Origin of the sequence: Bacillus sp. BML-BC051, assembly GCF_019656175.1 — a bacterium.
Classification (GTDB): Bacteria; Bacillota; Bacilli; order Bacillales; family Bacillaceae_G; genus Bacillus_A; species Bacillus_A mobilis.
In genome coordinates this window covers 85999-109517 of record NZ_BPLI01000042.1, presented here as the reverse complement: position 1 = coordinate 109517, position 23519 = coordinate 85999, and the positions used below count along the sequence as shown (strand labels likewise).

25 protein-coding genes and 1 pseudogene are annotated in these 23519 nt (G+C 32.0%); 7 read left to right on the top strand and 19 right to left on the bottom strand.

Going from position 1 to position 23519, the window contains the following annotated elements:
- Window positions 1-11: 11 nt before the first annotated feature.
- From K5S59_RS17600 to K5S59_RS17575, 6 genes and pseudogenes are all read right to left on the bottom strand, one after another.
- Window positions 12-262: pseudogene (locus tag K5S59_RS17600) on the bottom strand (glutamine amidotransferase); the annotation flags it as partial.
- 24 nt (window positions 263-286) lie between these two features.
- Window positions 287-1768, bottom strand: coding sequence for a UDP-N-acetylmuramoyl-L-alanyl-D-glutamate--2,6-diaminopimelate ligase (locus K5S59_RS17595; protein ID WP_120450221.1), 1482 nt, complete (start codon window positions 1766-1768; stop codon window positions 287-289).
- A gap of 275 nt (window positions 1769-2043) precedes the next feature.
- On the bottom strand, window positions 2044-2676 hold the full coding sequence (locus tag K5S59_RS17590; RefSeq protein WP_120450220.1) for a class I SAM-dependent methyltransferase: 633 nt from the start codon (window positions 2674-2676) through the stop codon (window positions 2044-2046).
- 233 nt (window positions 2677-2909) lie between these two features.
- Entirely contained in the window at window positions 2910-3407 is a 498-nt protein-coding gene (locus K5S59_RS17585) for a DUF421 domain-containing protein (RefSeq protein WP_120450218.1), read from the bottom strand.
- 192 nt (window positions 3408-3599) lie between these two features.
- The gene (locus tag K5S59_RS17580) at window positions 3600-3767 is read right to left on the bottom strand and encodes a hypothetical protein (protein ID WP_098191431.1); all 168 of its coding nucleotides are present in this window, start codon (window positions 3765-3767) and stop codon (window positions 3600-3602) included.
- A gap of 217 nt (window positions 3768-3984) precedes the next feature.
- Window positions 3985-4911, bottom strand: coding sequence for a zinc-dependent alcohol dehydrogenase (locus tag K5S59_RS17575; RefSeq protein WP_098257852.1), 927 nt, complete (start codon window positions 4909-4911; stop codon window positions 3985-3987).
- Between the two features lie 103 nt (window positions 4912-5014).
- Between K5S59_RS17575 and K5S59_RS30205 the strand changes: the two genes are divergently transcribed.
- On the top strand, window positions 5015-5257 hold the full coding sequence (locus tag K5S59_RS30205; protein ID WP_098257853.1) for a hypothetical protein: 243 nt from the start codon (window positions 5015-5017) through the stop codon (window positions 5255-5257).
- 27 nt (window positions 5258-5284) lie between these two features.
- On the opposite strand, the gene K5S59_RS17570 is transcribed toward K5S59_RS30205, so the two are convergent.
- The 3 genes from K5S59_RS17570 to K5S59_RS17560 form a co-directional block, all read right to left on the bottom strand.
- Window positions 5285-5488 carry a hypothetical protein gene (locus K5S59_RS17570; protein WP_000538970.1) on the bottom strand — a complete coding sequence of 68 codons (204 nt, stop codon included), beginning with the start codon at window positions 5486-5488 and terminating at the stop codon, window positions 5285-5287.
- Between the two features lie 148 nt (window positions 5489-5636).
- Window positions 5637-5984, bottom strand: coding sequence for a hypothetical protein (locus K5S59_RS17565; protein WP_000087545.1), 348 nt, complete (start codon window positions 5982-5984; stop codon window positions 5637-5639).
- Window positions 5981-7372, bottom strand: a complete 1392-nt coding sequence (locus K5S59_RS17560) for an aminotransferase-like domain-containing protein (protein WP_098257854.1) — start codon at window positions 7370-7372, stop codon at window positions 5981-5983. Before K5S59_RS17560 ends, K5S59_RS17565 begins: the two co-directional genes overlap by 4 nt.
- Window positions 7373-7499: 127 nt before the next feature.
- Between K5S59_RS17560 and K5S59_RS17555 the strand changes: the two genes are divergently transcribed.
- Both K5S59_RS17555 and K5S59_RS17550 read left to right on the top strand, forming a co-directional pair.
- Window positions 7500-8438 carry a DMT family transporter gene (locus K5S59_RS17555; protein ID WP_120450216.1) on the top strand — a complete coding sequence of 313 codons (939 nt, stop codon included), beginning with the start codon at window positions 7500-7502 and terminating at the stop codon, window positions 8436-8438.
- 17 nt (window positions 8439-8455) lie between these two features.
- Entirely contained in the window at window positions 8456-10147 is a 1692-nt protein-coding gene (locus K5S59_RS17550; RefSeq protein ID WP_001164189.1) for a M3 family oligoendopeptidase, read from the top strand.
- A 14-nt stretch (window positions 10148-10161) separates the two neighbouring features.
- Here the strand turns inward: K5S59_RS17550 and K5S59_RS17545 are convergent, their stop codons facing one another.
- Complete coding sequence (locus tag K5S59_RS17545) at window positions 10162-11250, bottom strand: helix-turn-helix domain-containing protein (protein ID WP_001002081.1); 1089 nt, start codon at window positions 11248-11250, stop codon at window positions 10162-10164.
- 192 nt (window positions 11251-11442) lie between these two features.
- Between K5S59_RS17545 and K5S59_RS17540 the strand changes: the two genes are divergently transcribed.
- A complete protein-coding gene (locus K5S59_RS17540) occupies window positions 11443-12390 on the top strand; it encodes a phosphotransferase enzyme family protein (RefSeq protein WP_098257855.1) in 948 nt (315 codons plus the stop codon).
- Between the two features lie 76 nt (window positions 12391-12466).
- Here K5S59_RS17540 and K5S59_RS17535 read toward each other — a convergent pair whose 3' ends face one another.
- The 7 genes from K5S59_RS17535 to K5S59_RS17505 form a co-directional block, all read right to left on the bottom strand.
- The gene (locus K5S59_RS17535) at window positions 12467-14344 is read right to left on the bottom strand and encodes a hypothetical protein (protein ID WP_220784071.1); all 1878 of its coding nucleotides are present in this window, start codon (window positions 14342-14344) and stop codon (window positions 12467-12469) included.
- Window positions 14329-15129 (bottom strand): ABC transporter ATP-binding protein, encoded by an 801-nt coding sequence (locus tag K5S59_RS17530; protein WP_098047566.1) that lies wholly within the window; start codon window positions 15127-15129, stop codon window positions 14329-14331. Before K5S59_RS17530 ends, K5S59_RS17535 begins: the two co-directional genes overlap by 16 nt.
- A 117-nt stretch (window positions 15130-15246) precedes the next feature.
- On the bottom strand, window positions 15247-15999 hold the full coding sequence (locus K5S59_RS17525; protein WP_098257857.1) for an aminoglycoside phosphotransferase family protein: 753 nt from the start codon (window positions 15997-15999) through the stop codon (window positions 15247-15249).
- A gap of 116 nt (window positions 16000-16115) precedes the next feature.
- Window positions 16116-16910: a VOC family protein gene (locus K5S59_RS17520; RefSeq protein WP_120450213.1), complete on the bottom strand. Its 795-nt coding sequence runs from the start codon at window positions 16908-16910 to the stop codon at window positions 16116-16118.
- A 194-nt stretch (window positions 16911-17104) separates the two neighbouring features.
- Window positions 17105-17857: a class I SAM-dependent methyltransferase gene (locus K5S59_RS17515; protein WP_098123934.1), complete on the bottom strand. Its 753-nt coding sequence runs from the start codon at window positions 17855-17857 to the stop codon at window positions 17105-17107.
- A 69-nt stretch (window positions 17858-17926) separates the two neighbouring features.
- Complete coding sequence (locus K5S59_RS17510; RefSeq protein WP_098257858.1) at window positions 17927-18790, bottom strand: serine/threonine protein kinase; 864 nt, start codon at window positions 18788-18790, stop codon at window positions 17927-17929.
- A gap of 237 nt (window positions 18791-19027) precedes the next feature.
- Entirely contained in the window at window positions 19028-19351 is a 324-nt protein-coding gene (locus K5S59_RS17505; protein ID WP_120451100.1) for a winged helix-turn-helix transcriptional regulator, read from the bottom strand.
- A gap of 138 nt (window positions 19352-19489) precedes the next feature.
- Between K5S59_RS17505 and K5S59_RS17500 the strand changes: the two genes are divergently transcribed.
- Window positions 19490-20206: an SDR family oxidoreductase gene (locus K5S59_RS17500; RefSeq protein WP_098047562.1), complete on the top strand. Its 717-nt coding sequence runs from the start codon at window positions 19490-19492 to the stop codon at window positions 20204-20206.
- Between the two features lie 42 nt (window positions 20207-20248).
- Here the strand turns inward: K5S59_RS17500 and K5S59_RS17495 are convergent, their stop codons facing one another.
- Both K5S59_RS17495 and K5S59_RS17490 read right to left on the bottom strand, forming a co-directional pair.
- Window positions 20249-20809 carry an NUDIX hydrolase gene (locus tag K5S59_RS17495; protein WP_098257859.1) on the bottom strand — a complete coding sequence of 187 codons (561 nt, stop codon included), beginning with the start codon at window positions 20807-20809 and terminating at the stop codon, window positions 20249-20251.
- 39 nt (window positions 20810-20848) lie between these two features.
- Window positions 20849-21415 (bottom strand): D-glycero-alpha-D-manno-heptose-1,7-bisphosphate 7-phosphatase, encoded by a 567-nt coding sequence (locus K5S59_RS17490; RefSeq protein WP_120450211.1) that lies wholly within the window; start codon window positions 21413-21415, stop codon window positions 20849-20851.
- Between the two features lie 133 nt (window positions 21416-21548).
- Here K5S59_RS17490 and K5S59_RS17485 point away from each other — a divergent pair, with 133 nt between their 5' ends.
- Entirely contained in the window at window positions 21549-22775 is a 1227-nt protein-coding gene (locus tag K5S59_RS17485) for an MFS transporter (RefSeq protein WP_098257860.1), read from the top strand.
- Window positions 22776-22808: 33 nt separating this feature from the next.
- Window positions 22809-23453, top strand: coding sequence for a hypothetical protein (locus K5S59_RS17480; RefSeq protein WP_259653017.1), 645 nt, complete (start codon window positions 22809-22811; stop codon window positions 23451-23453).
- Window positions 23454-23519 lie beyond the last annotated feature (66 nt).

Genomic DNA, 23519 nt, shown 5'->3' with positions numbered 1-23519 from the left:
TACTAAAATGCTTAGCTATTTAATGAATTCATTAACTGGAAGAAAAAATGTTCAGGTTCATGTGTTTTATTTAATTCATACCATGAATGGAGTGTGTCCGGCGCTAATACATCTATTTTTTCAATACTACCACTGCAAATTCCAAAGGAGCTACTCCAGATGCAGTAATAAGATTTTCAGCAGACGCTACAGGTCCCATTTCATATAAATTTTCCTCTTTATATGTAGGACAAACCATTTCCATATAATCTAAATTATTACTTTCTAGTCTTTTCTAAAAGATAATCTATTTATTATTTATAATTGCTTGTCGAGCTTTTTCTTTATCATCAAAATGAATAGTCGAATCCTTTAAAATTTGATACGTTTCATGCCCTTTCCCAGCAATCAAAACAATATCATTAGAAGATGCCATGTTTATTGCATGATTTATAGCAAGTTCACGATCTACTTCTACTTTATAATTCAAATTATTATTCTGTGAAAACCCTTTTTCAATATCTTTCATTATTGCCTGTGGGTCTTCCGAACGTGGATTATCAGAAGTAATATAAACAAAATCACTATAACTTCCAGCAATTTCACCCATTATAGATCGTTTTTTTGTATCTCTATCTCCACCGCAACCGAAAACAGTAATAATTTTTCCTTTTGAAAACTCACTAATTGTAGAGAGGACATTTTCTAACGCATCGGGTGTATGAGCATAGTCCACAATTACAAGGAAATCTTGATTTTCGTCTATGATTTCCATTCTACCTTCAATGCTCTTTACATGAGATAAACTGTCACTGATGTTTGTAAGCGGAATATCTTCAACCAATGCAACTGTTATTGCTGCTAATGCATTATAAACATTAAAGCGGCCTACTAGATTTAGATTGATTTCTTTTTCCCCATTAAATGTAGAAACTAAAAACTGAATTCCTTTTGGGCTTAAAGTTATGTTCTTCGCTTGAACATCGGCTCCATTATGTATCCCATACGTAATCACTTCAGCAGAAGTAACTTTTTTAAAGTATTCTACTGATGGATCATCTGCATTCAAAATAGCAATTTTTTTATCTGTAGTAGAAAAATCATTTCCTAATCTAGAAAATAGAAGGCCTTTTACTTGCTTATATTCCTCAAATGTTCCATGGTAATCCAAATGATCTTGCGTTAAATTTGTAAAAACAGCGGTTTTAAAGTTACACCCTTTAACTCTTTCCATATGTAAACCTTGTGAGGTAACTTCCATAACACAATAATCTGTATTATGATTTTTCATCATTTGCAAATTCCGCTGAAGTATCGGTGGCTCTTGCGTATTAATATCAGTAGGATACCATTTCGGACCAACTTCCACTCCGTTATTCCCCATAAGCCCTGTTTGAAATCCATGATCAGTCAAAATTTTTTCAAGTAAATAGGATGTAGTGGTTTTACCATTTGTTCCTGTAATTCCAATGAGCTTTATTTTATTAGATGGGTAACCATAGAAATGTGATGCAATAATTGCCATAGCATACCTTGCATCTTTAACGATTATTTTAGGTATTTGAATGTTTACATCTCTTTCTACAATTAATGCCACGGCACCATTTTTCACTGCATCTTCAACAAATTGGTGACGATCTTCAAGAAAACCATCAATACCTGATACACATATAAACAGATTTCCACTTGTAATCTTTCTGGAATCCATTTCTAATCCCGTAATTTCTACATTCATATTCCCAACGGTATCTTTAATCAATAACAAATCCGCCAGCTCTTTTAGTTTCAAATCCCTCGCCCCCTTACACATTTACCCTACTTATTTTACCACTTCATATAAAATAATGGTTTAAAATTCCATATCAGTCGAACGAATTTTAATTATCTTCAATATACATAAATAAAAGAGCACTTGTTTCCGCAAGTGCTCTTTTGGGGATTTTGAGATACCCTATTAACGAAAGTTAAGGTTACTTAAAGTTAAAAGGTATTTATATTATATGCTTGTCCTTTTTGTTTGTGCATTATCAATATATAAACATCTTTAATAATATTTAATAACTATTAATTATAGTTCTTTTTACATTTTATCATTAAGAAATTAATTGAAGGCTTATTAACCATGTTCTTATTTGGTTCGTCAATTTCTGAAACTTGTACTAGTCCATATTTATTAAAATCTTGTTTTACAGATTCAGAATCATAGAAGAACATTTTTACGCCTTCCATTATCTCATAATAGTCTTTATCCAACTGGTTTCCTTTTCCATACATAGGAGCTTTTTTAGAAACTGTTGTGAAAACCATATATCCACCTGGTTTTAACTGATTATAACAATCTTTAATAAATTTCTCTCGCTCCTGCTTATTCAACAAATGAAGAAGTGCATGACTAAATATCCCATCATAAAGTTTATCATCAAAAGGCATCTCGTTTACCGAGCCGTGATATATACTACCATCTTCTAGTCCATTTTGTTTTGCTAAATCAATTGCAGTTTTTGAAATTTCAATACCAGTTACATTTATACCATTTTCGATAAATACCTTTGCGTTTCTTCCGTATCCAATACCCGGAACTAGTATGTCTTTAACGTTATTTTCTAGAAAAAAATCTTTTGTCAAAATTGCAGATTCTGTAGGTTCAAAACCCCACATTGTTTGTTTCTCAATAAAGCTTGATTCCCAAAATTCCATTTTTTTATCTCCTTATTCTTAACCCATATTTAGCATCACATGAAAGACTTATTAATTATAACGCTGCTTTTTTCACCACAGTCACTATAGGTCCATTGAATATAGCATATTAATAAGCCTATATCTATTTTAAAGATTGGTTGAATATTTATTCTAAATATTAACCATAACGTTTAGAGAAAAAATAAAAAAGCCAATACTTCCGTTGTAGTATTGGCTTTTCTAAAGAGAAATTATTTTTTAAATTTGTGCTGATCTAATATCTTTTCTAACATTTCAAAAGTTATCGGTTGAGCTTTCTCTAGTAATTGAAAACCAATACGCCCATTTGGTTCAGCCGTAACTTGCTGTAAACTCTTCAAATCATGAATTCCTTTTTCTCTTAATTGCATATATAGTTGTTGCTCCGACATTTTTGCCTTCATTAAATTCTCTTTTACAATCTCTCCATTTTCAACGATTATAATGCTACTGCCATTAAGGAATTGTTCCACCTTCCTTGATTTCAATTCAAAGTAATGAATGATAAGAAGTATGCTTGCAAATATTACAGCCGCAAATATAGATGGGACTACTTTCCTACTTAATACAGGCTCTACAATAATACGTCCAATTGATACTACTATAATGATTTCAGCTCTTGTCATTTGGCTAACAGATGTACTACCAGTCATTTTTAATGCAATCATTCCAGTGAAAATTAAAATAATACTCTCCAAAATCATATTCATTATGGCCCAACCCTTTAATAGTGAATGTTATTAGCATTCTAAATGAATTTTAATTAAACTTTTTTGCGAAAATCATACTTACATATTCTGAAAAGAAACTATTCTGATCAATCTTTTTTCAATAAGGATTGTATGATCCATCCTCCATTGTCCCAAAAATAAAAAGCACCCGAATGGATGCATAGATTAAACTTATTCATTATTACTTTCTTCACTTTTATCATCAACTGATTTCAAGTCTAACATGCTGCCTATATCAGGTGGTAAAGCTAACTCTATACCAGCTACTGGTTGATTATCTTCATTAAACCATTGTTTCTTAAATTTACTCAATGCTTCACTTTTCTTATTTTCATCCATATTACCCCGCCTTTTATGTACATGATATTAAACACTTTACTTAATATGTACATTGAGAAAGATAATATACTATTTGTACATAATGAAAGAGTAAAAACCTTCTCTGTTTACAACAACCGTTGCACCTGTAAAAAAAAACCTATAGTTGTTCCCCCTCGTTTTGTTATCATATTCATGACGAAACATACGTGAGCTATGTGACATGTACCTGATCATTTTATTCATACGAGACAAATACTTTTAAAGGAGTAATTATCCCCTCACTTAATTCCTCAAAACATTTTTCAAGAGCAGTATAGTGAATTTCATGTTGAAAAATCTCTTCTATCCATGGCGTCTGTTCTATTTGATTAAAAAACCAATCTGCATGTTTTTGATAATCATATCCGTCACTTGAACCAATGATCTGCAATTCTTTTCGATAAAAGTCGGCGGTTAATGTTAAGTCTTCTATATTACCATCAGAAAGAATACATATAGGCCCATTACTTTTAATAGCCTTTTGCAATGTGTGAAACCCTCTATTTGTAGCAGAACATTCCAAACCGTAATTATATGTTTCTATTATTTGCTTTTCTGAATCAAAGAGGTTTTTCGCACCAAACTTCTTTGCAAATTCTCTTCTATTTTTATTAGGATCAACAACATCCACATGTTCCACAGCTACAAAGTATTTTAAGAAATAACAAGCGAGTAAACCGATAACTCCCATTCCAGTAATAAGTACTTTTTCATCCTGTCGCGGGTCTAGCTTCAATACCCCTTTAGCAGCATCACACGAAAGAATAGATAATAAAGCAACTTTAGATTTTATATAACTAGGCACTCGGATTACTTTATCTCCCTTAACTATTCCTATCGTATTATGCCCATAAAAAGAGACTACTTTATCACCTACGTTTAAATTTGTTACTTTATTACCAACTTGAATAACTTCACCATAACTTTCATATCCAGTTTTTCTAGGATACATAGGATTTGTATCTGAAACATCCGATTCTTTATACTGTGGTAACTCTGCTCCAATACTTATTGCACCTGCAATTGTTTTAATGATAATTTCCTCATCCTGTATAGACTTAATTTTACAAGTTTCCCACTTAAGACGTTTTAGTCCTTCTAAAACTAATTTATTTTGTTCCATTTATAACCCTCTCATTTTATAAAAATATATTCTCACTAAATTTCAAACAATGTATAATAGATTCATCTAAAATTTATGCTATAAAATTGGCTAGCAACCAACAGTGATAATTGAATTTGATGGATATGAAATAAATGAGTATGTTATTGGCCTTAACTGTTCTCTAAACGAATTAAGAACAATGTATTTAAATGTGAAAAATGAAGAGATATCTAACGAAGATCTTCTAAGCTTATTTTGTGTACGGTATCACTATGAAAAACTCTCAAAATTACTACAAGAAGAAGTCCTAAGCGATGTTGTCATTGATTTAGATACGGACTATATTTATATTCCTAATAGATAACAGAAAACTAGATGAAATGAATAGAAATTACGATTTAGCTAAGTGTTTAATAAAATAAGTAATTGCCCAAATTAATGTCGCAAATTGAGTGACAAAATACATTGTCCATTCAAAACCAGTCAATTTTCTCTCTCGTTTCACTTTCTTTAAGTATCTGTAAAATATAAATGTACTTAAAAACATTAGTAACAACGATAATTGTTGTAAATCATAGACTATACGTACCCCCATAGACTCCATCACCTTTCTATTCAAAATAAATGCTATACTTTCAGGATATCACCTATTGGTAGTTTATTTCCATTTTATTTTTTCGCATAAACAAAAAGAGCACTCAGCAATCGAATGCTCTAAAAAGTATTAACGTAACATTTTTCTCTTACCTTTTATAACTCAGTTCTATCACTTCCGGTATATGATTGCTATCATATTTCCTTGTATAAATTTCTCCGTCTGGAGTAACAAATTGTAATACAATCTCACCACAAACACCATGTGGTATTTCAAATTCACCTTGTGTATTTGAAATACTGCGCACCTTACCTTCAATAGAATTTTCATAAATTTTCACATTAGATATTGGTTCGTTATTTTGATTTACGATAATACCTCTTGAATACTTACCCACCGCAATGCATTGATCATCTTTTTTATAATATTTAGTCACAACTATAGCTCCAATTATTATAGCGATACACACAAACAAGAGAATTATTTTGCGACTCACAACAAACCTCCTAATTCATTTTTTTCTTTTTTAAATTGAAAGGTTATACGTTCCACTTGTTTGATTTCCTCCATTACTTTACGAATTCCTTCTTCAATCCTATCTTCCTTCACATTCGATACGTTTAACTTTAATAGTCTTTCTTTCGGAAAACCTCTCACATAATTTTTATCAATCGTATCAATGCTTATTTGCATTTCACCTAGTCTTTGTAAAAGTATTTCTGAAATACTATTTTTATGTAATTCTAAACAAGTGTGGATTCCAATTGTGTTTTGCTTTGTATATGTAAAAAGCTGATTTTCATTATGCATTCTTTCTAATGTTTCTGCTAGTTTTTTAGATCTATCGTGATAGGACGATTTAATTTTATTTTTATGACGTTCAAACATGCCACTCTTTATATAAATTTCTAAAGCAGCTTGAGATATCATTGGGCTATCAATATCTAAAATCTTTTTATATGTATGGAAAGCATCCGCAATAACCGGTGGAATTACTGCTACACCAACTCGTAAACCTGGAAAAATAATCTTCGAATAACTTTTCAAATATATGACATGATTACCATGATCCAAGCTATATAACGGATCTGCTTTTGAATCCGTTTCTAAATCTGCTAAATAATCATCTTCCACTATAAATACATTATATTTTTTAGCCAGTAGCACGATTTTTTCTTTCTCCTCTTTAGAATAAGACGTTCCAAGTGGATGATGATATCTTGGTATTGTATAAAAAAATTTTATTTTACCTGTTCGAAAAATACGTTCCAATTCATTTAAGTCAATACCTTTATTCGTACGTTTAATACCGGTCACAGGAATTTTGTTTATTTCTAGATATTCAATATATAGATGATATGTTGGTTGTTCAATTAATATCGTTTCATTTTCATTTGGAAATGGTATAGAAGTTAGTATCGCTAGCGCTTGCTGTACACCTGACGTAATAAAAATATTTTCTTCTTTAGTGAAGACTTGATAGTTTGCTAATTGTTTTTGAATGACCGGAATTAAAGACGGTAAACCTTTCGGCGTTCCGTATACGAACAAGTCATTTTTATACGTATCAATGGCCTTATTAATACAATGCTGAAAATCTAAATATGGGAAAACATCTGGATCTGGTGCTGAGGAAGCAAAATCAATTATCTCGTCGTTTTCTATAGCACTCCCTGATTTTCGAACAACGTAGTATCCACTTTGAGGGACGGAATAAATAATGTGTCGCTTTTCTAATTCATGTAATGCCCGTATAACTGTCGCCTTATTACATTCATATTGCGTAACGAGTGTCCGAATAGACGGTAGTTTCTTACCTTCTTTTATCTCCCCATTTTGAATCATACTTTCTAAGTCGTTGAAAACATGTAAATACTTATACATCATTACCACCTCAACATTTAATTTGTACCGGTACAGTTTGTGATTATTCACATTGTAGCACTAGATCATAAAGATTACTATGTACGTATACTGGCCAGTAAGAAATCAATTACGATGAGGTGAAATTATGAAACTTACAACAAAGGCATATTTATCAGCTTTACTCTATTCATTTATTATTGGATTCTCCTTTATGTTTGTGAAATTAGCATTAACCGTTACGAGCCCACTTGATACCCTTGCTCATCGTTTTACAGTTGCTTTCGTAGCTGCAAGCATTCCCATTATTTTCGGTTTCGTAAAGTTAAATATGTCATTCAAAAATATACTTGCCCTATTACCACTTGCAATATTTTATCCAGCACTATTTTTTGCTTTCCAAGCATTTGGCTTAGTGTATACAAGTTCATCCGAAGCCGGAATTATACAAGCGGCGATTCCTATATTTACGATGATGTTAGCTTCCTATTTTTTAAAAGAATATACAAATACATGGCAAAAAATATCTGTACTCATTTCTGCCATCGGTGTCATTTATATATTTATCATGAATGGTATAGGGACTCATGAAACTAGTTTCATAGGTATTATTCTTATTTTGCTATCGGCATTATCATCTGCTTTCTATAATGTGTTAGCTAGAAAAATGACGAAGAAATTCAAACTAATGGATTTAACTTACACAATGACAGTAATCGGCTTTATTAGCTTTAATTTAATCGCGATCGCCAGCCATATAAGCAAAGGTACAATAACGGCATACTTTAAACCGTTTACGAATGGAACATTTCTTATCTCCATTTTATATTTAGGGTTACTATCTTCCTTGCTAACGGCATTGCTATTAAACTATTCCTTATCTTATATTGAAGCAGCTAAAATAAGTGTTTTTAGTAATTTATCTACACTTATTACAATTATCGCTGGCGTTATTTTTTTACACGAGCAAATTTCTTATTTTCATATCATTGGTACAATAATGATTATTCTTGGTATAATAGGCACAAATTTTTGGGGTAAAAAAGGAATTACAATGCAAAAGAAGAATATCTCCATGAATAAATAAAAAGTGAGGGATATTTCATGCAACACTTAAATACGATTGATATTAGTAACGTTCTAGAATTAGAAAATACTCTTTCTACTTTAGAAAATGAAGTGATTTCTTCAAAACTAGAACTTGAAAACTGGTTAAAAAAACAATCTACATTCATTTGGGAAATTGAAGAACAATTAAGATCGCACTATATCGCCTTTCAATGTAATACAGATAATAAAAAAATAAAAGATACTTTTGAACATGATCAACAATTTGTAAGGCCTCTTTTGAAACGTTATCAAAATTCATTTGATAATAAATATTTAGAGTCTCCTTTTCGAATGGAACTTGATCCAAAAACGTATAGCTTACTAGATAAAAAAATAAAGAATGCGCAAACATTATTTTGTGAAAAGAACATTGATTTAGAAATAAGCGAAGACAAATTAGTTACCGAGTACTTCGAAATTACAGGTGGTTTAACTGCGCTATGGAACGATGAAGAAAAGACAATTACTGAACTACAGTCTTACTTACAAGATCCGGATCGTCACATACGAAAAAAAGCAAAAACGCTCATTTCTGAAACATTCTTATCTGTTGAAGATACATTACAAAATATATTAAATGAATTAATAGCAATCCGTCACCAAAAGGCCAAAAATATCCAATTAGATAATTATCGTGATTATATGTTTAAAAAACATGAACGTTTTGATTATACACCTGATGATTGCTATGAGCTGGCTGAATCTATTCGTAAATACGTAGTACCACTTATTGATAAAATATTTAATGAGAAAAAATCTGAACTTCAAGTAGATTTCCTTCGTCTGTGGGATGTAAAAGCAACCGCACCAAATCAAAAAGCATTAAAACCAATCGAAGACGCGAGCGATTTAATCGAAAAAAGTTCTCATGTTTTACACAAACTAGATCCTGAATTTTCAACATTACTGGACCGTATGCATAAAAATAATTGCTTAGATTTAGAAAGTCGTAAAGGAAAAGGACCAGGAGGGTTTTGCGAATATTTACCTGCTTCTCAACTATCTTTCATTTTCATGAATCTTAATCATACACATTATGATGTTACTACTTTCCTCCATGAAATGGGCCATAGTATTCATAATGAATGTATGAAGCAGTTAGAACTTCAAAAATATTTGGAAATCCCTTCTGAATCAGCAGAACTCGCTAGCATGACAATGGAATTATTTTCGATGGAATATTGGGATACATTTTATGAGAATAGAGAAGAATTTATAAAAGCAAAATTAGATTTCTTTAAAGATATTGTTAAGTATTTACCACCAATGCTTATCGTTGATCAATTCCAGCATTGGATGTATGAAAATCCTAATCATACTGCTAAGGAAAGAAACGAAAAATATTTAAAATTACATAACACTTACCAATCAAACGTCGTAAATATCGAAGGTTATGAAAATTGGATCGCAACTGGCTGGTTACCTGTACTGCACATATTCGAAATCCCATTCTATTACATCGAATATGCTATCGCACAACTTGGTGCGTTGCAAATGTATAAACAATATAAAGAAAATCCTAAACAAACAATAGAAAATTATAAAAAAGCTTTATCATTAGGTAGCTCTAGATCTTTAACGGAAGTATATGAAGCAGCTGGAATTCGTTTTGATTTTTCTGGCGAAACAATTAAAGAACTAATGTTATTTATAGAGGGCGAATTAGCGTTACTTGAACAATTGTAAGAAGGAAGCTGTTCCTATATTTTAGGTTCAGCTTCCTTCTTTATTTTATTTATCAGTTCTACGTATTGAGAATCACCGTATCCGATTGTTGGAAAAAGTTGAAACAACTTTATTAATAATTCTTGATTTGATAAATCTTGATTTTTAAAGATGAATTTCATTACGATATTATCTTCTTTTAGCATTTCTAAATATAAGTCTATAGCCTGATACATTACAGGTGGTACCTTATGAGAAGTCTTTTTATGGTTTACTAATACTTCATTGTATATAGAAGAGTAATTTCCCAATTCAAGTTCAATTTGATTTACTTTAAATTCATCTTCTCTGAAACTATTTAAGTATACTTTCCCTTCATAAGAAGACTGTTCAAGGTAAGAAAGTATAGTAAGTAGATTCATTTGGCAAAACATATCTTCACCAAACCATAAAACAATGTATTTATACTTTTTCGTAAAAAGATTTTTTAACGGATCTATGACCTTTTTTATATAACTTTCTACTGAAGTGTTATGACCTTCTGCTCTTGTTTTAATAAACTCTTCATTAAAAACTTGTGTAGTAGCCTGGTTCACACACATTGCCTCATTAAATGGTGCATATTCAGAATCACCCATTAGCTTTTCATTTTTAAAGTCTTCATACATCATTTGACCATTTAATATGTTTAGTACATCTTTATCAAACAGCTCTCTTTTCGCATTTCGTAACTGCTCAACCTCTAATTTTCTAGAAACATTCATTTTAAACTCCCCTTCTATTTTTAGTTTAATAAATGACTGAACAGGCATTTTGTTAAGCTGGAATTCTCTTGGATTCATTCCAAAAACATTCTTAAAAGCTCTACTATAAGCCTCTTGCGAAGAATAATCGTAATCCAATGCAATATGTATTATCTTTCTATTATTCGTCAAATCCTCCGTAGATAAATACAATCTTCTCAAAAGAATATAGCGTCTAATACTAATGCCTGTTACTTGGTGAAATCTAAAAGAACAGTAATACGGAGAATAACCCATATAACGAGATAATTCATTTAATGAAAATTCTTCTTTTAAATTGCTCTCAATCCAATCAATCATCTTCTGTATATGTTCATTCATTTTCTTCACTCCTTATTTATAAGTATAAAAGAGGTTCGTTTCTTTCTTTTGATATTTCTTGTGTTTTATAACATAAACCATTCATTACTTCATGCTTCATTTTAAAGGAAATCAAAAATAAAACACGAATGTTGTAAGTTAAGATTCTTTTAGTTAGATGTAAAAAAATTACAGTTCGGAAAGGACGTTACAATGAACGAGTTAGAAAAAGAAATACTCAAATTAATAAATGAACGATATCCATTAAATTTTATTAACATTAAACCAATAACGAATGAAATGTATCAATGTCTTACAGAACTAGATACATACTTCATTAGAATTACAAACTACAAAACATATGAAGAACAGTTAGAAGAAGTTACATATACGAACTTTTTATATGAAAATGGTTTAGCAGTTCCTCCAATAATACCTTCTCTTAATGGGAATTTATTAGAAAAGTTAACATTAGACAAGGAGATTTTTTCCGTATTATATAAAGCTGCTCCAGGTATACATTTACCAAGGTGCGAATGGAATTCTAATGTATTTAGAAAGCTTGGTAAACAAATTGGAAAATTACATCGTATTTCTAAAAGCTTTGAAAAGACTAAACCGGTTAAACATATAAACGATTGGTATGAAAACGAAGAATATAATTTTCTTAAGTATATCCCTAAAGAAGAAACTACTATTAGAGAAATTGCCTCTGACGTTTTAACTTCTATAAAGGGGCTAGAAAAATCCACTTCGAATTACGGCTTAATTCACGGTGATTTATGGTTAGAAAACATTTTAGTTGGAAACAATTCAAACATAACAATGGTTGATTTTCAAGACTGTGAAAAACATTTTTACATATTTGATTTAGCAGTTCCTATTTATAGTGCGATTGAATATTCATTTGCTGGAAATGGGAATATCGTTGACTATGAGCATTCTATTACAAAAGCACTATTTGCAGGGTATCAAGAAGAAAATGAACTACCTAAAGAGATGATAGACAAGTTGCCTATGTTTATAAAATTAAAGGAGATTTTTGAATATAGCTTAATGCATATGTATTGGGATAAAGAAGAATTAACTGAGGAACAAGTACGGATAATGAATCTTTATAGGATGAAAATCGAAAATAATCGTTCTCTCATTAATATTTAGCAGAAGTGTTGTTCAACTACATGGTAATGATAGTTGAACAACATCCTATAATTACTAGATTATTTTAAACAGTATTTTACATTTCATCTTTTATAAATTGATGTTCCTTCCCATGTTTTTTCTTAATTACAATTGCTTTATACAAAGATGCTGTACCTAATATAGCAAATAGGATGATTATAGGAATACGAACAATATGTGGAACATAGCGCGGTAGAAAGAAAAGACGAACTTTTTCATCTACACTAAATATCTCAAAAATTAACGGGACTACACTTTGATGTATCAAAAAAAAGATACCCATAAATACTAAAAGAACAACAATAGCTAGTTTTTTCTTAGGTAATTCAACCGCTTTTCCGTTATCTTTCTTTTTGTTATCCCCACGCAATATTTTCATGCCATTCTTCATTTCAAATAGCAATTCAGATCCACTTTTTTCAAGTTTTAAGTAAGCAATTCGCCCAAACCACCAAGCAAAAAACATTCCTGTACAAATGCCAGTCAATAAACCTAGCCATTGTAAGAACTGTACATGTAGTAATATCCCAAGCCATACAACTAACAAAGCGGGCATAGTTGTTGCTAGTACCATCACCATCATTAACCACGTTGTTATAAACATTTTACTCGCATTCATATCATCACCTGAGATAACACTCCCTCTCCCACGGCGATGAGGATCAGTTATTGGTACTAAGTTACATACAAAAAATAACATAATAAGACCTGCAGCTCCACCAAGTAATGCTGGTATTACTGCAAATACCCAAGGATAAATGAAAGTAAGTCCGCTAGAGATTGTGAAAATAATTGTTGTTATAATCGCAATTGGACCAACCGCTAGCAACCATGCAAATTGACGGCCACGCACATCAATTCGTTCTGCGTCAGGTGTCATCAAAGTTAACCATAATGCACTCCCATCGAAACCATATATATTACAGGAAAACATACTTGTAAATACAATCATCATTATCCCTGCCCAAGGCATTAAGTACAATATATTAGCGCTTGTAGCTAAAATACCATAAAATACCCCTATCCAAATACCCATCCGGAGGAAACGGCCTCGTTGTGGATCTCTTCCCCAACTTTTTAATTCTTTCGAAATTGTTGCTCCTATTTTCGTGTCTGAAAAGAAACGTAAAGCTTTTCTATGTTTATTAGTATTAATCCTTCCCTCGATTTTCTTATTTTCTGTACTTTTCATCAATAATGTAGTCCATATAAAAAAGAGAAATCCACATAATATTGTTAGAAGCATTAAAAAAACAAAAGCTAATAGCAAATTGGATTGAATCGCATACTCTACAGCGAGCATCGCCCAACTAGACGGAAACATGTAAAGTAAAGTTGAATCACTAAGTGTCATCTTATTAATAGCAGGAAGTACATACCATCCCACATTTAGAAACGCTATAATGAAACCAAAGAGCATTGCTCCCACTTCCATGCCAATCCTTGATTTCAACGTCTCACCAATAATACTAACTACTACTTTTGATAACAATACTACAAATATTAACTGTAAAATAATTGCTGGAACTGCAACTATAGTTGCAGTTAAGCTAACCCTAGCTGCGTAAATGAATAGTCCTATGAAGGCTATTAAACTAACGATTGGTCCTAATCCTATAAAAGCTACAACAAGTAACGCCCTAGCAAGTTTATAAGAAGTAAATGGAAGCAACGCGAAATATTCAGGACGTAATATTCCATCTCCCCCAGCGATAATTGGACCCAAAACCCACCCTACTGTCCACAGAGCGAATGTAATGTATAGAATACTTTGTGAAATGTTCTGTTCCGTAGGATAAAAAGAAAAAAGCAGCATGGTTCCAATTGCAATCAATAAACCAACTATTCCTGTAATAATGAAAAGAACTGCTTTACCACTATTCATTGAATTTTTAAGGATAGATAACTTCATTCGAATCAAAATACTAACCAAGACAGTTCCTCTCCTTTAACAGCAGGGATGCCTACTAACTGAACGAAAATGTCTTCGAGAGTTTCTTCACCGCAAACATCTCCCATTGTTCCTGAAGAAAGCACTCTTCCTTTTGAAATAATTGCAACGTGATCACAAAGTTGTTCAACTAACGCCATGACGTGACTTGAAAATACTACAGAACCACCCGAACTAACAAATTTCTGTAAAATCTTTTTGATAGTAGCTGCAGAAATAGGGTCAACCGCCTCAAAGGGTTCATCGAGAACGAGTAATTTCGGCGCATGAAGAAGTGCCAGTGCAAGACCGATTTTCTTACGCATACCAGTAGAGTAATTAATAACTAGAGTCCCCTCAGTATTATTCAACTCTAATATTGTAAGTAATTCTTCTGTTCGCTGAGCAACTTCCTTGGCACTCATTCCTCTTAACAATCCCATATATGTTAATAATTCACGACCAGTAAGTCTTTCCGGTAAAGCTAACCCATCTGGTAATACCCCAATTAGCGTTTTAGCTTGTTTTTGATTACTCCAAACATCAATTCCAAAAACTTTTGCGCTCCCACTATCTGGTCGTAATAAACCAACGGCCATCGATAATGATGTAGTTTTCCCTGCTCCATTAGGCCCAACAACTCCGTAAAATGATCCTCTTGGTACAATTAAATCAATATGATTAACTGCAATAAATTCTCCGAAACGCTTATGTAATTTCGAAAGTTGTAGCGCAGGAGCAACCTGCTCAAATTCAGTATGCATTGAAATTGGTTCACCAGTTTTCATAAAATGGACTCCTTCTTTACAAATGTAAAACCCGATTACAAATCTCAATAACCTTACTCATCCATTTGCATTGTTAGAACGAATTTAATAAAAAATGAATTTAGGAAGAGCTTTTCTTTAATTACAATACTGCGCTACCAAACCACTTAAATATTCAATGTTTGTAGCAGTTACATTTTCAGATATTCTAGCCGCAATAATAATAGGTGCCCATTGAAAAATCTCATCTCTCGATAATCCAGTATTTCTGCAATAAATATGTAAATACATATCAGCTAATTCTACCGAAGATTGTGAGTACAACAAGTATGTCCGAAACACATCTGCGCGAATGTCACCTGAACTAGCATCAACCCAATCTATAATATTCACTCTCTTATTACTCAAAATTAGATTAAACGGATGAAAATCCCCATGACATAATCTTGGTTCAAATTTGATTGAATGTAGCTTATTCAATATATTTCCCTTTTGTTTTTCATCCAATTTATAAACAGATTTAATTTGTCGCTCTAATCTTTCTCTCATTGATTCTATTTCATCTCTGTTCATACGAATAGAATGAACCTTCTTTTGTTCATTCACACAAATATTTATGTAATGCTCTGCCTCATTTAGATTATTTAGCAGGAGATCACCAATACTATTTCCTTTTATGTATTCCATAATAATTGCCTGCCTATTTTGTATCTTTGTCACTTCAAATACGTTTGGAACTGGTAGCCCGCATGAATAAGCATATTTTTGTTTTTTTGCTTCATTTATAGACTCTGTATCTGGAAGATATTCTTTAAATAATTTTACAACCTTACTATCATAGAGATAGATTTCCGCTGTATTCCCTTTAGCTATCGGATTTCCTAAATTCAATTCATTTCTCTCCTTATTGTAAATTAAGCTAACACCTTATACTCCTTTATACATTCATTGTAATTATGCGGAAACCCTTCTCTACGAAAATATAAAAAACTTATCACTTTCTATCCTTAAATAGAAAGTGGTAAGTTTAATTTACTAGGAATATCGGAAGGAAAATGTGGTGTATGCACAATTGAAAATGCATATCCTTGCTCAATAAATGATACTTCATTATGTTTACATTGAAATGGTACACAATTTCTCTTAAAGTTAATTTGGATTTGCTGTAAAAATGCAAGATCTGGTGTTCCGAAAGAAACATGCACTTTCGGTGGTAAAGCTTTCATCGCAATCGGAATCCAAGGTCGTTGCCACCAAGTCGCAACAATATAGGCAGTGCCACTAACTACAAAGTTGAAAATATCCCCATCTTCCATCGTTTTCATATTTAAATTTGATTTCAACCATTCGCGAAATACGGGTACACTTCTAACAGGAAGACCAACTTCCCTTACGTATAAAATATTTAAAGGTGACTGCGGAACTAATACATCTTCTTTCACATACGTATGTGCGATAATCTCGAGAAGGTTTCCATCACTGTCTTTAAAGTATACATTGAATAGACCACTCTCTTCACCAATTACATTTCCATTTTGCCATTTCACAATGAGTAATCCAGAATCCTTTAACCATCTTACTGTTCCGTGGAATTTTGAATATGGAATCTCAAAAGCGAAATGTGCAGGTGCGATTGGTTCGTATACTTCTTGAAAACTAATTGTTGTATATGGTGTTACTTCAAATTGAATAAAAGATGCCGTTTCTTTTTTTATTGGAAAAGATAATATGTCCTTATATACTTGCTTTACCCCTTCTATCGAAACCGTTTGTAATTTTATATCTGATATATGTGTAATCACGTTACATTCCCCCTTGTTTCATATTATCTATTCGTATTGTATTACACTTATAAATAGATAAAATCAAACAGAAGGGTGGATTTTTTCATATAAAAGCTACAACTTTAGTATGAATATTTAAATTTATCCTGCATTGTTTCCATACAAAAAAGCTGCCTTTCCTTAAATGAAAAGCAACTTTACAATAAAACAAATCATGATTTTACAGCAGTTATCATAAATCTTTTTGAATTCGTATAAATCCCTTTTTCAGAACTATTTGCATCAATGAACTTTTGTAAAATAGTAAAATCATCTTCCTCTTCTCCAAATCTAGGAATAATAGGTGTATGTTTTAACAAGAAAATAAGATCTTCAGGCGTACTGTAATAATCAGTAACATCATATTCACGTACTTGCACGAGTTCAAATCCTGCATTTATAAGTTCACCCATATACTTTTCTTTTAAAGTTCCATCTCTTTCGCCTATGCATTGTCCTCTTCCAAATGCTTCTTTTAGGTTCAATTTATCATGTTCGCAAACTTGTTGCGTTAAAAACAAAGCGCCTTTTTTCATTACTTTTGCTAATTCGGATGCTATAAATGGTGCGTGACAACTAGAAGCAATATCAAAATGCGCATGTGGAAACGTTAAAGCTCCAGAATCCATTTGAAGAAACTCAACATTCTGTACATCTGATTTTTTTAAGTTAGAATGTGCTGTTTCAATCATGCCATTAGAATTATCTATTCCAATTAACAATTTAGCTGAAGATGATATATTAAGTACATTTTCTCCTCCACCTGTACCAACATCAAGTAAAATATATGATGGTTTACATCTTTCTTTTACCTCTCTATAAAAGTCCCATGAATCTCCTACAGTTTCACATTTTATTTTACTAAAGTCCCATCCATTTAATCTTCCTACTTTATTATAAAAGTTTTTGTACTCTAAATCGTTCATTTTATGCTTTCCCCTTTGTTGATACTTATATATTCCATAGCTTCTTAATGAAAATGAGCCATCAATTATTTATTCTATATATGCAAGCCAAGCTTCATAAAACGCTTGAACAGTACTGTACCTGTTACTTTTTTCTTTATGTAGCGCTTTTTTACATATATTATATAATTCTTGTGTACTTTCCCATTTTTCATAGCTTTTATCATTTTTTCCGCCGATAAAGGCAAAAGCAATTCCGGCTAACACATACACATTCGTTTCGCTTGTAATTTGTGCATGCAGTTCATATTCCTCCGGTGCTTTAAAGCGAGTTGTTCCCCAAAAATCCTCCCCAATTTCATTGAATACAGGTGTTTTTTGAAAGAAATCAATATCACAAATCGTCAGTTTTGATTGTTCAAAATTATATAAAATACTACCGTCATAAAAATCAACCATGACATATCCTAGTGACTCCACATATGCTGCAAACTCAAAAATTTGTGTCAATATGTTAAGTCTCTTCGACACACATAATTTTCTTAACTTCACAAAAGGCGAATTTGGTGCATGGTGCTTTTCAAACGTTGTAAAGTCCCAATGATTGTGCATGCATTCCCCATCAATCCAATGAAACCTTAAACAAAATCCATTTTTCATTTGAATCGAATTAATATATGGAACTAGTAAAGGATGTTGAATTTGTTCATATACTTCCTTTGCTTTCATTAATCGTTGAATTGCGTCCTCTACATTACCTTTGTACTCTAAATTACGAGAACCGGCATACTTCAAAAAGTAGCGATGTCCATTTTCAATAATACCAAAGCTAATATTTCCTGAATCTTGCTGATCAAAAACAGTAAATACTTCTACACCCTTTAACCAATCAAAATTATGTTCCTCAGCTAATGTTATTGGGTATTGATTTTTTCCTATTGTAATATTTATCATGCGCTGCTCCTAGCTTTGAGCGAACGTAGTTTATAGAGGCATGATACGCATACTCAAATGATTTTCACCTCATACTTTGCTTTCGTCTGTTTCTTCATAAAACATCACTCCTTTCAAATAAAGACCATTAATTTCATTCAATAACTACCAAAACATTCTTACTTTCTATTATATATTATAAAATACAAATTATAAGGAAAATATATTCCTTGTGCATAAATAGTTTACATAATAATTTTATAGTTTATTTCTATTTATATAATCTAAATGTCTTCTCCCCCAACCACACATACTATCTAACACTGTACTTACTGTTTTTCCATGCTCTGATAAACTATATTCCACTTTAGGTGGTATTTCTTGATAAATCTCGCGTTCTATTAGTTGATCTTGCTCTAATTCCCGCAATTGCTTTGCTAACGTCCCTTGAGATATATCTGGTATTAATCGCTTTATTTCACCAAACCGTTTTGTTCCATCTGTTAATAATATAAACAAAATGAGTGGTTTCCATTTTTCACACCTCTCCTCTGACATCACAAATCTTTTTTCACATTGCATATTCGCATGAATAGTGATTAGTACGAAATATGCGACTATGTACATAAAAAGTGCGTACTTTTCACTTGCTATCTTTTAGCGAATAATAAAGGCATAACAGCTTTATTTTAAAGTTTTTATTAAAGGAGTGGCTTAAATATGTCTATTACTACATTAAAAGGTAGCCGAATCATTATCATTGGTGGAAGTTCTGGTATTGGTTTTGCAACAGCACAACAAGCAATTGAACAAGGCGCACATGTTATTATTGCAGGAAAGTCCAAAGAAAAATTAATGATTGCTCAAGAAGTAATTAATAACAATCATCTTCAGACTTATGTATTGGATAACCAAGATAAAAACCAATTACAAGCGTTTTTCAAGAACATTGGGGATTTTAATCATTTGTTCACACCAGGAGCTTCTTACACACTCGGACCAATAACCACTACAGATGATATTGCCGAAAGTAGCTTTATCGGAAAGTTTTGGCCACAATATTATGCCGTAAAATATGCAATTCCTTTTCTTGTAAACTCTGGATCTATCGTATTAATGTCCGGTGCATTTAGTCAAAGACCACTTAAAGGAGCGCCTGCTTACGGAGCATGTAATGGCGCAATTGAAAGTTTAGGGAAAGCTTTAGCTATTGAACTAGCTCCAATTAGAGTTAATGTTGTTTCTCCCGGAACAATACAAAGAGAGAATGAACAAAATGAAAATAGACTAGCTGCTTATGAAACTTATAAATCTCTTTCTCTTGTAAAACGGCCTGGGCATAATGATGAAATTGCGCATACTGTACTATATTTAATGCAAAATAGTTTTTCTACAGGTAATGTACTGTTTCCCGATGGAGGATACACTTATCATTAAATTATGTAAAACAAAAGCCACTTATTAAGGTGGCTTTTGTTGCTAATTGAGAATCTGCTGAAGCAATATAGGATCCTCTTTTAAAAGTTCCGCTAAAAACATAAGTTGTGGAAAAGGCTGTAAGATTAAATCTTTATTTATTTTTTCTTTCAATATAGCCATTCCACCTTGTTTAATATAATCGTTTAGACAAATTAGACTAATATCACTTACTGAAAGTAATAATAGCCCTTTCGTTTCAGAAGATGGATTTGGTTCATTTTCTGAGTATGCCATATACATAATAGATAAAGTTTCATCTGGACTATCAATAATTAATATTGGATTTATTTCATTTTCTACTTTTATTTTCTTTGATTGTGCATCCCAATTCTTTTTATAATATGTACTTGGTGAACTTAATATTGCAATATCAATAGCAGCTTCTTCTTTCACTTCTCTTTTAGCAGTTTCTACTGCTGATTCATCGGCTTCTTTATGTCCCCCGAGCCTTACTACACCTAATGTATCCCCTTTACTCGTTGGACCAACTTGAAAAACAAATAAATTTTTATACACTACATACGCACCAGATGTTCTTACATTCTTATCTATATGTATCAATATTCTCCCTCCTAAAAAATCTTTGAACAAGATAGTTTACTATAATTTTATTATGTTTTTTAAATGATCTTCAATCCAACACACAGCATCAAGTAGATTTTGCGCTATATAATCAGGTACTGTTTCTTTCCACGAATTTCTATACTTTGTTAATGAGCTTTCTCCCCATCCTGTTCGTACTAAAATCTTTTTCATATTAGCCCTTTCAGCTGCAATCATATCTGTACTCCCTGTATCTCCAATAAGAAAACATTCTTTTAAGCATAGATCATGTTCTTCCGCTGCTTTCAAAAGTAAACCTATATTCGGTTTTTGGCAGTCGCAACTATTATTCATTTTATGTGGACAATAGTACATTCCAGCTATATATACATCTTCATCTTTTAAAATTTGTTGCATCTTTTGAAATCCTTTAAGCAGTTCTTTTCCGGTAAAATATCCCCTTCCAATTCTAGTTTGATTTGTATATAAAAACACTCTTAATCCTAAGTAATTTAACTTTTGAATTGCTTTAGGTGCAAAATCAAATAATGTAAATTCATTCGGGTGAATCCCTCTACCTGTCCCTCCAATTGTCCCATCTCTATCTATAAATACTGCCTTCATTTTTATTTCATCCTTTAGATTTTAAAATACCTCTAAAAAGTAGGATTCATCAAAAAATTACAGAATTCTATATATAACAAGTATTGGACGGATGATTTTCAAATTCCTCTATAATAAAGGTGGTATAAATAGTGTGAAACTTAAACAAGAACAAAGACTTACCGTAAAGACAACTTTCTCTAAAGAATACAAGATTTTTATTTTTGGTTTACTCATTTCACGAATTGGGGATTCACTATACACTTTTGCGTTGCCTTGGATTGCCTATCAATTAACCGGTTCAGCTGTAATTATGAGTTCTTTATTTGCTATTCATGTATTGCCAATTGTTTTATTTGGCCCATTAGTTGGTGTAATAATTGATCGATACGATCGAAAAAGGTTACTTTGGATAGCGGATATTACCAATATTATTTTAGTAAGTCTTGTTCCCATTCTACATACATTACATCTATTAGAAATCTGGCATTTATACGTAATTACTTTTACCTTAGCAGTTATGTCTATGCTTTTTGATGTAACAACTGTTACAGTCATTCCACACATCGCAGGAGCATCATTAACGAAGGCTAATTCTTTCTATCAAATGATCAATCAATTGGCTAGTTTGTTTGGTCCAATGATAGCTGGGATTTTCATATCTTTTATTGGCGGCTTTCAAGTACTTTGGATTAATGTTCTTTCATTTATTGCAACATTAGTTGCTGTGATGTTATTACCTTCTATGAAAACTGTAAACAAGAAATGCGAAAATAAAAATGCAGTTCAAAATGTACTAGCTGATTTGGTTAATGGATTTAAATGGCTGAAAAATGATCGCTTAAATTTAGCTTTATCTTTTCAAGCTATGATTGGAAACTTTGGAGCAAGTGCAGTTTTAGGTGTGTTCATGTATTATTTACTATCTACATTGCAACTTACCCCGGAACAAAGTGGCTTTAATTATTCATTAATTGGAATAGGTGGTCTTTTAGGAAGCTTGATTGTAGTTCCTTTAGAAAAGAGATTGCAGCGCGGCATTCTAATTCCTCTACTCCTATTTGTTGGAGCAATTGGCTTAACTTTTGCGCTTTGGAGTACATATTGGCTTACTCCCGGTATTGCTTTCGGTATTGCAATGGCTTGCAATATTGCATGGAATACAATTGTAGCCACAGTTCGCCAGGAAACAGTTCCATCAAATATGCAAGGAAGGGTTTTAGGATTTTCACGTGTACTTACACGATTAGCGATGCCACTCGGGGCATTAGTAGGAGGTATTATTTCAGCCTATAATCCAGTGTTTATATTTGCTTTAGCTGCTTTCACGAAGCTACTTGAAGTTTTTATTGCACTATATAGTCCGATACGAAAACTATGATGGAAGGATAGATAATTATGTATGATTGGTTAATTGAAATCGAAGAACAAAAATATCCAGCACCTACTATATATAAATGAAGATTTTTATATAGAAAAGGCATCTCCTGTATCTTCAAATACTTCTCTCAGTCCAATTTGCCAACTTTTCAGTGGGATGGATGTCATACTTGAAGAGGACGTTTATACGTCCTTTCCCATTACAAATGACATTACTTTAAGTATAGTTAAAAATGAATTAATCCCTCATTATAAAGATGTGAAACAAGTTTTTATTAATAATGAATTCCATGAAATTTTCATGATAGGTTTAAAGAAAGAATCAAAACAAACTTTAAAAGCACTTCTAACTAACTGTATATATCCCGTAGTGCCTGATTTATACCGAAGTTGTTCTTTTAATAGAATTGTCGGTAGAAGAACATTAAAATATTATTCTGTACTATTCGATTGCATTGCTCCGCTGTTCTTAAAAGAAACTCAAGAAATAGCATATTTCCTCAAACATTCATTCTTTCAAAAAGAGGGTTGCATTTCTTTAGTACCAACAGGTTGGTTTTTAAAAGAGTCATTAAAGGATTCCATTACACTCCGCTCATTTTGTACATTTGCAAATAAAATTGTACTAGTAGTTGACGAATCGAATCAAGAAGTAATTTCTCTTGATATTTACGGATAAGTTGATATAGGGGTAGCATCACATCGCTATCAAGCTAAGATAAACTTGTATCCATATAATCAAAAA

Coding starts and splice junctions, on each gene's coding strand:
- K5S59_RS17570 (WP_000538970.1), bottom strand. CDS start 5,488: ATGGGGGTACGTATAGTCTATGATTTACAACAATTATCGTTGTTACTA.
- K5S59_RS17530 (WP_098047566.1), bottom strand. CDS start 15,129: ATGAAAACTGGTGAACCAATTTCAATGCATACTGAATTTGAGCAGGTT.
- K5S59_RS17585 (WP_120450218.1), bottom strand. CDS start 3,407: ATGAATATGATTTTGGAGAGTATTATTTTAATTTTCACTGGAATGATT.
- K5S59_RS17490 (WP_120450211.1), bottom strand. CDS start 21,415: ATGAAGGCAGTATTTATAGATAGAGATGGGACAATTGGAGGGACAGGT.
- K5S59_RS17515 (WP_098123934.1), bottom strand. CDS start 17,857: ATGAACGATTTAGAGTACAAAAACTTTTATAATAAAGTAGGAAGATTA.
- K5S59_RS17505 (WP_120451100.1), bottom strand. CDS start 19,351: ATGCAATGTGAAAAAAGATTTGTGATGTCAGAGGAGAGGTGTGAAAAA.
- K5S59_RS17575 (WP_098257852.1), bottom strand. CDS start 4,911: ATGGAACAAAATAAATTAGTTTTAGAAGGACTAAAACGTCTTAAGTGG.
- K5S59_RS17500 (WP_098047562.1), top strand. CDS start 19,490: ATGTCTATTACTACATTAAAAGGTAGCCGAATCATTATCATTGGTGGA.
- K5S59_RS17510 (WP_098257858.1), bottom strand. CDS start 18,790: ATGATAAATATTACAATAGGAAAAAATCAATACCCAATAACATTAGCT.
- K5S59_RS17590 (WP_120450220.1), bottom strand. CDS start 2,676: ATGGAATTTTGGGAATCAAGCTTTATTGAGAAACAAACAATGTGGGGT.
- K5S59_RS17560 (WP_098257854.1), bottom strand. CDS start 7,372: ATGTATAAGTATTTACATGTTTTCAACGACTTAGAAAGTATGATTCAA.
- K5S59_RS17545 (WP_001002081.1), bottom strand. CDS start 11,250: ATGAATGAACATATACAGAAGATGATTGATTGGATTGAGAGCAATTTA.
- K5S59_RS17540 (WP_098257855.1), top strand. CDS start 11,443: ATGAACGAGTTAGAAAAAGAAATACTCAAATTAATAAATGAACGATAT.
- K5S59_RS17555 (WP_120450216.1), top strand. CDS start 7,500: ATGAAACTTACAACAAAGGCATATTTATCAGCTTTACTCTATTCATTT.
- K5S59_RS17580 (WP_098191431.1), bottom strand. CDS start 3,767: ATGGATGAAAATAAGAAAAGTGAAGCATTGAGTAAATTTAAGAAACAA.
- K5S59_RS17550 (WP_001164189.1), top strand. CDS start 8,456: ATGCAACACTTAAATACGATTGATATTAGTAACGTTCTAGAATTAGAA.